This is a genomic window from Mesorhizobium sp. (assembly GCF_004963255.1).
GTDB lineage: Bacteria > Pseudomonadota > Alphaproteobacteria > Rhizobiales > Rhizobiaceae > Mesorhizobium.
The window spans coordinates 125707-135422 of sequence record NZ_SUGA01000008.1 but is presented as its reverse complement, the minus strand read 5'-3'; the positions used below and the strand labels follow the sequence as shown (position 1 = coordinate 135422).

The window sequence follows — 9716 nt, the reverse complement described above, 5'->3', positions numbered from 1 at the left end:
TCGGACTGGCGCACGGGCACGGCGACGTCGCCTCGCTCGGCGATACCTTCAACAACATGATCCTCGAGCTCAAATCGCAGCGCAACGAGCTCCTTTCGGCCAAGGATCTGATCGACGAGCGCCGGCGTTTCTCCGAGGCGGTGCTGGCCGGCGTCACCGCCGGCGTCATCGGCGTCGATCCCTACGGCATCATCACCATCGTCAATCGCTCGGCCGAAACCATGCTGGCGATTTCGGCAAGTGCGACGCTCGGCCAGAACCTTTCGGCGGTCCTGCCCCTTGTCGGCCGGGTTTTCGAGATCGGACGCCAGTCGGGCAAGCCGGTCTATCGCGAGCAGGTGACCTTCTTCCGCACCGGCCTGGAGCGTACCTTCAATGTCCAGGTCACGGTAGAGTCCGGCGACGACGGCGAGGAAGAGAAATCCTATGTGGTCACCGTCGACGACATCACCGATCTCGTCCAGGCGCAGCGTTCGTCGGCCTGGGCGGATGTGGCGCGGCGCATCGCGCATGAGATCAAGAACCCGCTGACGCCGATCCAGCTTTCGGCTGAGCGCATCAGGCGCCGCTACGGCAAGGTCATCACCGAGGATCGCGAGGTCTTCGACCAGTGCACCGACACCATCATCCGCCAGGTCGAGGACATCGGCCGCATGGTCGACGAATTCTCGGCCTTCGCCCGCATGCCGAAGCCGGAGATGAAGGCGATCGACCTGCGTGAGTCGCTGCGCGAGGCCTCCTTCCTGGTCGAGGTCAGCCGCCCCGACATCGCCTTCCAGCGCGACTTCGGCAGTGAACCTCTGAAAGGCACCTTCGACAGCCGCCTGATGGCGCAGGCCTTCGGCAACGTCATCAAGAACGCCGCCGAGGCGATCGACGGACTTGATCCGGAGGATCGTTCGGACGGCACAATCCGGATTCAAGCGGGGCGCCAAGATGGCGCCATACGAATCGACGTTATCGACAACGGCAAGGGGCTGCCGCGCGAGAATCGCCAAAGGCTTCTCGAGCCCTATATGACGACGCGCGAGAAGGGGACCGGGCTCGGCCTCGCTATCGTCAAGAAGATCGTGGAGGACCATGGCGGCCGTCTCGAATTGCACGACGCGCCAGCGGATTTCCATGGTGGCCGGGGCGCGATGATCTCTATCATCCTGCCGCCGGCGACGGTCGTAGCCGCGCCGCCACGCGGTGAAGGTCGAAACGAACACGAACGAGAAACTGAAAAGGTCGGTAATGGCGTCTGACATTCTCATCGTCGATGACGAGGAAGACATCCGCGAACTTGTCGCCGGTATCCTGAGCGACGAGGGTCATGAAACCCGTACGGCGCATGATGCCGACAGCGCGCTTGCGGCGATCGCCGACCGCGCGCCGCGGCTGATTTTCCTCGACATCTGGCTGCAGGGCTCGCGCCTCGACGGCCTGGCGCTGCTCGACGAGATCAAGACCATGCACCCGAACATGCCGGTCGTGATGATCTCCGGCCACGGCAACATCGAAACGGCGGTGTCGGCCATCCGGCGCGGCGCCTATGACTTCATCGAGAAGCCGTTCAAGGCCGATCGCCTGATCCTGATCGCCGAGCGCGCTCTGGAGACGTCCAAGCTGCGGCGTGAGGTCTCCGACCTCAAGCAGCGCAGCGGCGAGACCTTCGATCTGATCGGCATGTCGTCGGCCATGAGCCAACTGCGGCAGACAATCGAGCGCGTCGCACCGACCAACAGCCGCGTCATGATCGTCGGCCCGTCCGGCTCCGGCAAGGAGCTGACGGCGCGCGCCATCCACGCCCTGTCGTCGCGCAAGGCCGGCCCGTTCGTGACGCTGAGCGCGGCCACCATCACGCCCGAGCGTATGGAAATCGAACTGTTCGGCACCGAATCGAACGGCACCGAGCGCAAGGTCGGCGCGCTGGAGGAAGCGCATCGCGGCATCCTCTATATCGACGAAGTGGCCGACATGCCGCGCGAAACGCAAAACAAGATCCTGCGTGTGCTGGTCGAGCAGCAGTTCGAGCGGGTAGGCGGCACCAAGCGCGTCAAGGTCGATGTCCGCATCATCTCCTCCACCTCGCAAAACCTCGAGGCGATGATCGCCGACGGCCGCTTCCGTGAGGACCTCTACCACCGCCTGGCGGTGGTTCCGGTCATGGTGCCGGGGCTTGCCGAGCGGCGCGAGGACATTCCCTATCTCGTCGACAATTTCATGAAGCAGATCGCGCGCCAGGCCGGCATCAAGCCGCGCCGCATCGGCGATGATGCGCTTGCCGTGCTGCAGGCGCATAACTGGCCGGGCAACGTTCGCCAGCTGCGCAATAATGTCGAGCGGCTGATGATCCTGGCGCGAGGGGAGAATCCCGAGGCCCCGATCACCGCCGACCTTCTGCCTTCCGAGATCGGCGACGTCATGCCACGCACGCCCAATCAGTCGGACCAACACATCATGGCGCTGCCGCTGCGCGAGGCACGCGAGCAGTTCGAGAAGGACTATCTGATTGCCCAGATCAACCGCTTCGGCGGCAACATCTCGAAGACGGCCGAGTTCATCGGCATGGAGCGTTCGGCCCTGCATCGCAAGCTGAAGTCGCTCGGCGTCTAGACCGGCTTGGCCCACGCGATTGTTTATTACGGCAAGGGCAGAATCGCCTAAGAAAGCCCGATATTTCCCCGAGGATGCCCATGCCGCGCATTGCCTATGTCAACGGGCGCTATGTCGTCCATTCCCAAGCCAGCGTCCATATCGAGGATCGCGGCTACCAGTTCGCCGACGGCGTCTATGAGGTCTGCGAGGTGGCGCGTGGCCATATCGTCGACATGCCGCGCCATCTTGCCCGGCTCAAGCGCTCGCTGAAGGAACTGTCGATCGTCTGGCCGGTCTCGGAGGGCGTGCTGCCGCTGCTTCTGCGCGAGGTGGTCAATCGCAACGGCGTGGTCAACGGCCTTGTCTATGTGCAGGTGACGCGCGGCGTCGCCAGCCGCGACTTCGTTTTTCCGCCGGCTGGCACGAAATCTTCCCTGGTCATAACCGCCAGGAAAGCCGATCCGGCGGCGAATGCGAAGCGGGTGGAGGCCGGCATCAAGGTCATCACCGTGCCTGAGAATCGCTGGGACCGCGTCGACATCAAGAGCACGGGCCTTTTGCCCAATGTGCTTGCCAAGCAGAAGGCCAAGGAAGCCGGCGCACAGGAAGCCTGGTTCGTCGACGCCGATGGCAACGTCAAGGAAGGCGGCTCGTCCAATGCCTGGATCGTCACAAGGGACGGCGTCCTGGTGACCCGGCCGGCCGAGCACGGCATCCTGCGCGGCATCACCCGCACGACGCTTTTCGATGTCGCCGCCAAGCTCGGCCTCAAGATCGAGGAGCGCGGTTTTTCGGTCACTGAGGCCAAGGCTGCCAGGGAGGCGTTCATCAGTTCGGCGACCACAATCGCCATGCCGGTGGTCGAAATCGACGGTGCGCCAATCGCAAATGGCCATCCTGGCTCTATGACACTTTCGTTGCGGCAGGCTTTTTTTGACGTTGCGGAAAAAAGTCCAGCCTGATAACCGCACAACTGGAGTTAACCTCAACTATCTCGTTCTGCTTGCCTTTGTATCGGCAAGAGGGGGTTTGCGCGCTTGACACGTGCCGCGTAATTTGGCGCATTGGCTGCAAACCGAAGGGGATCGGCGAAAGACAAGAAAAATGGCGGAACGATCGCAAAACCTTCAGGACCTGTTCCTGAACTCAGTTCGCAAGAGCAAAAATCCACTTACCATCTTCCTCATCAACGGCGTGAAGCTGACCGGCGTCGTCACTTCGTTCGACAATTTTTGTGTGTTGTTGCGGCGTGACGGGCACTCCCAGCTCGTCTACAAGCACGCCATTTCCACGATCATGCCGAGCCAGCCGGTTCAGATGTTCGATGGTGAGGAAAGCCAGGGCGCCTGATTGGCACGTGATAAGGACGCGGACCGCAGCGTTCGCGGAAAACAAGGACATCAACTCGGGCCGGAAGCCAAGGATCCGACCCGGGCCGTTGTCATTGTGCCGGTGCTTACCCGCCAGCCGCGCGGCGACGATGAGTCGAGCCGCCCGCGGCTGAGCCGCTCGGCCGATGCCCGCCACGACGAAGCGGTCGGGCTTGCCAGCGCCATAGATCTCAACCCGGTCCACACCGCGGTGGTGACGGTCGCCGACCCGCGGCCGGCCACGCTGCTCGGCAGCGGCAAGGTGGCCGAGTTCGCCGACATCGTGAAAGAACGCAAGGCGGAGCTGGTCATTGTCGACCATCCGCTGACGCCGGTGCAGCAGCGCAATCTCGAAAAGGAACTGAACGCCAAAGTGCTCGATCGCACCGGGCTGATCCTCGAGATCTTCGGCGAGCGGGCGCGCACCAAGGAAGGCACGCTGCAGGTCGAGCTCGCGCATCTCAACTACCAGAAGGGCCGGCTGGTGCGCAGCTGGACCCACCTTGAGCGGCAGCGCGGCGGCGCCGGCTTCCTCGGCGGCCCCGGCGAAACCCAGATCGAGTCGGACCGCCGCATCCTGCAGGACAAGATCACCAAGCTGAAGCACGAGCTGGAAACGGTGCGTCGCACGCGCGACCTGCACCGCGCCAAGCGCAAGAAGGTGCCGTTTCCGGTGGTGGCGATCGTCGGCTACACCAATGCCGGCAAGTCGACGCTGTTCAACCGGCTCACCGGGGCAGGGGTGCTGGCCGAGGACATGCTGTTCGCGACGCTCGACCCCACCTTGCGGCGCGTACGACTGCCGCACGGCACGCCGATCATCCTGTCGGACACGGTGGGCTTCATCTCCGACCTGCCGACGCATCTGGTGGCCGCCTTCCGGGCGACGCTGGAAGAGGTCGTCGAGGCCGATCTGGTGCTGCATCTGCGCGACATCTCCGATCCGGACACGGCGGCCCAGGCTGAGGATGTCGAACGCATCCTTGGCGATCTCGGCGTCGACGCCGCCGACACCAACCGCGTGATCGAGGTCTGGAACAAGATCGACCTGCTCGACGAAGGCAATCGCGAGCGGCTCCTTGCCGAAGGGGCGAGCGGCAAGTCGCCGCCGATCGCGATTTCGGCGGTGACCGGCGAGGGACTGGACACGCTGAAGGCGCTCATCGAGACGCGCGTGTCGGGCGAATTGGAAACGATGACGGTGACGTTGAACCCGGCCCAGATCGGCCAGGTCGACTGGCTGTACCGCAACGGCGACATCGTTTCGCGCACCGACAATGAGGACGGCAGCGTCACTCTCTCGCTCACGGCCACGCACAGCGCCCGGCAGGAGATCGAGAGCCGCCTGCATCGCAAGAGCGGCAGCTAACCGGCTGATTACTTGCCGCTTTTGGCCTGCTGCCAAAGCGCTTCCATCTCGTCGAGCGTCGCCTTCTCCAGCGAACCGCCCGAAGCCGCCAGGGCCTGCTCGACATAGTGGAAGCGCGAGCGGAACTTTTCATTGGTGCCGCTGAGCGCCGCTTCCGAATCGAGCTTGAGGTGGCGGCCGAGATTGACGACGGCAAACAGCATGTCGCCGAACTCGTCCTTGATCGGAGCCGCGTCACCGGTGGCGAGCGCTTCGCGCAATTCGCCGATTTCCTCCTCGATTTTGTCCAGGATGGGAGCTGCCTCGCTCCAATCGAAGCCGACGCGCGCCGCCTTCTCCTGCAGTTTCAGCGCGCGCGTCAGGGCAGGAAGCGCCACCGGCACGCTGTCGAGAAAACCCCTGCCGTGATCTTCCGGATCGAGCCCGCGCGCGATGCGGGCACTGCGCTTTTCAGCCTTCTCCTCAGCCTTGATCTTCTCCCACATGCCCTTGGCCATGCCGGCGCTGCGCGCCTTCTCGTCGCCGAAGACGTGCGGATGGCGGCGGATCATCTTTGTGGTGATGGCCTCGACGACGTCGCCGAAAGCGAACTCGCCGATCTCCTCGGCCATCTGCGCATGGTAGACGACCTGCAGCAGCAGGTCGCCAAGCTCCTCGCGCAGATCGTCGAAATCGCCGCGCGCGATCGCATCAGCCACTTCATAGGCCTCTTCGATCGTGTAGGGCGCGATGGTCGAAAAGTTCTGCTCGATATCCCAGGGGCAGCCGGTCTTGGGCGCCCGCAACGCGGCCATGATCTCGATCAGCCGGGAAATGTCTTTCGAGGGTTTCATGGCCTCAAGCTAGCGCGCGGCCCGCAGGTCGGCCATCCCGGCGGCTCGCCGGCGTGACTTGTCCACAGCTGTCGCGGGCTTCAGTCGAGCACTGAGACAATCGCCTTGGCGAGATCGTCCATGCCGTCCTCCGGCAGGCCGGCGACGTTGATGCGGCTGTCGCCGACCATGTAGACGGCGTGATCGGTGCGCAGGCGCTCCACCTGTGCCTCCGTCAGCCCAAGCCTGGAAAACATGCCGCGATGGCTGGCGACGAAATCGAAGCGATCCGAGTTGGACTGCCGGCGCAACGCCTCGGCGAAAGCGACGCGCAACCTCAGCATGCGCAGCCGCATCTCCTCGAGCTCCGTCTCCCAGTCCTTTCTAAGGCTGGCATCCTCCAGCACCATCCGCACCGCGGCCGCGCCATGATCCGGCGGCATCGAATAGAGCGCGCGTGCCGCTGCCAGCATCTGGCTCATCGCCACGTCGGCCTGGGCGCCGTCCTTGGCCATGATCATCGCAGCACCGACGCGGTCGCGATAGACGGCGAAATTCTTCGAGCAGCTCGAGGCGACCACCATTTCCGGCACCCGCTCGGCCAGCAGCCGCAAGCCGGCGGCATCGGCGTCCAGGCCCTCGCCAAATCCCTGATAGGCGATGTCGACGAAAGGCAGCAGGCCGCGCCCCAGGAGAACGTCGGCGACCTTCGCCCACTGCGCGGCGTCGAGATTGGCGCCGGTCGGGTTGTGGCAGCAGCCATGCAGGAGCACGACGTCGCCGCTGTTGGCCGTCCTGAGCGTTGCCAGCATCTCGTCGAAGCGCACAGCGCCGGAGGCGGCATCGAAATAGGGATAGTTGCGGACCTCAAGGCCGGCGGCCCGCATCACGGGCGGATGGTTCGGCCAGGTCGGGTCGGATAGCCACACCGTCGCGCCGGGGCGCGTGCGCTGCAGGAGCTCAGCCACCAGCCTGAGCGCGCCGGATCCGCCAGGCGCCTGTGCCGCGCGGATGCGCGAATGGTCGGCCTTGTCGCCAAAGGCGAGATTGATCATGGCGGCGTTGAAGCCGGTGTCGCCGGCAAGGCCGAGATAGGTCTTGGTGTCCTGGCTCGCCAGCAGCCGCTTCTCGGCTTCGCGCACGGCGCGCATCACCGGCGTCCTGCCGTCGATGTCCTTGTAGACGCCGACGCCGAGGTCGACTTTGCCCGGACGTGGATCGTTGCGGTAGAGGCCGATCAGGGCAAGGATCTTGTCGGCGGGCGCGGGCTGCAGGGTCTCGAACATCGAAAAGGACTCCAATGGCGGCGGAGTGATACGCAAATAGCCCCCGCCGCGCCAGCGGTTTCCTCAGCGCGCCGGCGATGCATAAAGAAAATGCCGGGCAAGGGGATTAAATCCCCTACATGCTCCGTAAACAGGGCATGAAACGGTCTATGGCACGCTTCGATATTGTCGGGCAGTTGGGATCGCTGCGGCGCTATGCGCGCTCGCTGACGCGCGACGGCACTGATGCCGAGGATCTCGTCCATGACGCGCTGGTGCGCGCCTATGAGCGGCGCGCGACCTTTCGCTCGGGCGGCAATCTGCGCGCCTGGCTCTTGGCGATCGTGCACAACATCTTCATCGACCGCATGCGCTCGCGCCGCTCCGAGACGGCGCGCATCGAACAGGCCGGCCTGGTCGCCGACCAGAGCGTGCCGGCCTCGCAGGACCATTCCGTGCGCCTGTCGCAGGTTCGGGAAGCGTTTCTTTCGCTCCCCGAGGAACAGCGCTCCGCCCTCCATCTCGTCGCCATCGAGGGGCTGTCCTATCAGCAGGCGGCGGAGGTCATCGGCGTGCCGCTCGGAACCTTGATGTCGCGCATCGGCCGCGCGCGCGCCGCGCTGCGCGAGATGGAGGAGGGCGCGCCGCAGAAAGCCAAGCCACATCTCAGGATCGTGGGAGACGATCAATGACCGTCATTGTCGACCCCGTAACCGATGCCGATCTCGACGCCTATGTCGACGACCAGCTGGATGTCGCCCGCCGCATCGAGGTCGAGGCGCACCTCGCCGCGCGCCCGGAAGCGGCGGCGCGCGTGATGTTGGACCTGAGGACACGCGACGAACTGCGCGTCGCGCTCGCCGGACCCGTCGGCATGGCGCGGCCGGCCACCACCGAAGCGGCGCGGCGGCTGGAAAGGGCGCTTGCCAGGGGGCGTATGCTTGCCGTGCTGCAGCGCGCCGCGGCCGCGGCCGTGCTGGTCGCGGCGGGTTGGCTTGCCAACGGTATTTTCGGACCGATCGCGGTGACCAAGGTGGTCGCCTCGACGCAGCCGCCCGCCTATGTCGAGGATGCCGTGAGAGCGCACCGGACAACCTTGATGCGCGAGACGATGCCGTCGCAGCGGGAAGCGCCGGGCTATGATGCCGACGAGATCCGCGCGGCCACCGCAATCGTCATGCCGTCGCTGCCCGACGACTGGAATATCCGCGACGTCCAGGTCTATCCCTCGCAATTCGGGCCGAGCGTCGAGATGGCGGTCGAGACCAGGGACCTCGGCCTTGTCTCGTTGTTCGCCATCAGGCCGGGCACGTTCGACGTCGTGAAGCCGACGGTCGCGCCCGCCGACGACATCTCGACCGCCTATTTCCAGATCGGAGAGGTCGCCTATGCGGTGGTCGGGCGCGGCGACGCCGGCAGCCTCGACCGTGCCGCCGAGAAGCTCGCCAGAACTCTCTACTGAGAACCAAGGAGAACCAAATGAACAGCCCCAATCTGGGATACCGAATGGGCACCGGCGTCCAGGCCGGAGCCGTCTATGACGAGGGCCTGCGCAAGCACATGCTGCGCGTCTACAACTATATGGGCCTCGGCCTCGTTGTCACCGGCCTCGTCGCCTTCTTCGTGGCCTCGACGCCGGCGCTCTACGTGCCGATCTTCTCCAGCCCGCTGAAATGGGTGGTGATGCTGGCGCCGCTCGCCTTCGTCATGCTCTTCTCGTTCAAGATGCAGACCATGTCAGCGGCGAGCGCGCAGGCGATGTTCTGGGCCTTCTGCGCCGTCATGGGCCTGTCGCTCGCCTCGGTGTTCCTGGTCTTCACCTCGACCAGCATCGCGCGCACCTTCTTCATCGCCGCCACCATGTTCGGCGCCACCAGCCTTTACGGCTACACGACAAGGCGCGACCTGACGCAGTTCTCGTCCTTCCTGATGATGGGCCTGATCGGCGTGGTGATCGCAAGCCTGGTCAATCTGTTCCTCGGCTCGACCGCGCTGCAATTCGCCATCTCGGTGATCGGCATCGCCGTCTTCGTCGGCCTCACCGCCTGGGACACGCAGACCATCAAGGAGCAGTATGCTGAGAATTTCGATGCGGAATCGCAGCAGAAGCTCGCCGTCTTCGGCGCCTTCTCGCTCTATCTGAACTTCATCAACATCTTCCAGCTGCTCCTGAATTTCACCGGCGAGCGCGAATAGCCCGGGCCGTAGCAGGCAACACTGCTGACCTCGGCGTGGCCGGAGGGAAACCTCCGGCCATTTCTGTCGACGCTCATCAAGGCATCCACGATCCGCGACCAAGGTGGATCTGCCTGCCGTGCTT

The 9716-nt window shown here is 64.6% G+C and carries 10 protein-coding genes; 8 read left to right on the top strand and 2 right to left on the bottom strand.

Translation table 11 applies throughout. The features are described from left to right. The 5 genes from E5X34_RS11945 to hflX form a co-directional block, all read left to right on the top strand. Window positions 1–1247 (top strand): PAS domain-containing sensor histidine kinase (locus tag E5X34_RS11945; protein ID WP_292564545.1); only part of this gene is annotated, 1247 nt, incomplete at its 5' end. Then, a complete protein-coding gene (locus tag E5X34_RS11940; RefSeq protein WP_292564543.1) occupies window positions 1237–2598 on the top strand; it encodes a sigma-54 dependent transcriptional regulator in 1362 nt (453 codons plus the stop codon). The genes E5X34_RS11945 and E5X34_RS11940, both read left to right, overlap by 11 nt. 80 nt (window positions 2599–2678) lie before the next feature. Next, window positions 2679–3542, top strand: a complete 864-nt coding sequence (locus E5X34_RS11935) for a D-amino-acid transaminase (RefSeq protein ID WP_292564540.1) — start codon at window positions 2679–2681, stop codon at window positions 3540–3542. A 142-nt stretch (window positions 3543–3684) separates the two neighbouring features. After that, complete coding sequence (gene hfq / locus E5X34_RS11930) at window positions 3685–3930, top strand: RNA chaperone Hfq (protein ID WP_006202172.1); 246 nt, start codon at window positions 3685–3687, stop codon at window positions 3928–3930. Next, complete coding sequence (gene hflX / locus E5X34_RS11925) at window positions 3931–5319, top strand: GTPase HflX (protein WP_292564537.1); 1389 nt, start codon at window positions 3931–3933, stop codon at window positions 5317–5319. A gap of 8 nt (window positions 5320–5327) precedes the next feature. Here the strand turns inward: hflX and mazG are convergent, their stop codons facing one another. Both mazG and E5X34_RS11915 read right to left on the bottom strand, forming a co-directional pair. After that, complete coding sequence (gene mazG / locus E5X34_RS11920) at window positions 5328–6152, bottom strand: nucleoside triphosphate pyrophosphohydrolase (RefSeq protein ID WP_292564534.1); 825 nt, start codon at window positions 6150–6152, stop codon at window positions 5328–5330. Window positions 6153–6232: 80 nt separating this feature from the next. Further along, window positions 6233–7417 (bottom strand): amino acid aminotransferase, encoded by a 1185-nt coding sequence (locus E5X34_RS11915; RefSeq protein ID WP_292564531.1) that lies wholly within the window; start codon window positions 7415–7417, stop codon window positions 6233–6235. A gap of 149 nt (window positions 7418–7566) precedes the next feature. On the opposite strand from E5X34_RS11915, the gene E5X34_RS11910 reads away from it, so the two are divergent. From E5X34_RS11910 to E5X34_RS11900, 3 genes are read left to right on the top strand one after another with little or no spacing between them, the layout of a single operon-like run. Then, window positions 7567–8088 carry a sigma-70 family RNA polymerase sigma factor gene (locus E5X34_RS11910; RefSeq protein WP_292564528.1) on the top strand — a complete coding sequence of 174 codons (522 nt, stop codon included), beginning with the start codon at window positions 7567–7569 and terminating at the stop codon, window positions 8086–8088. After that, a complete protein-coding gene (locus E5X34_RS11905) occupies window positions 8085–8858 on the top strand; it encodes an anti-sigma factor (RefSeq protein ID WP_292564526.1) in 774 nt (257 codons plus the stop codon). Before E5X34_RS11910 ends, E5X34_RS11905 begins: the two co-directional genes overlap by 4 nt. A 17-nt stretch (window positions 8859–8875) precedes the next feature. Then, on the top strand, window positions 8876–9592 hold the full coding sequence (locus E5X34_RS11900; protein ID WP_292564523.1) for a Bax inhibitor-1/YccA family protein: 717 nt from the start codon (window positions 8876–8878) through the stop codon (window positions 9590–9592). Window positions 9593–9716 lie beyond the last annotated feature (124 nt).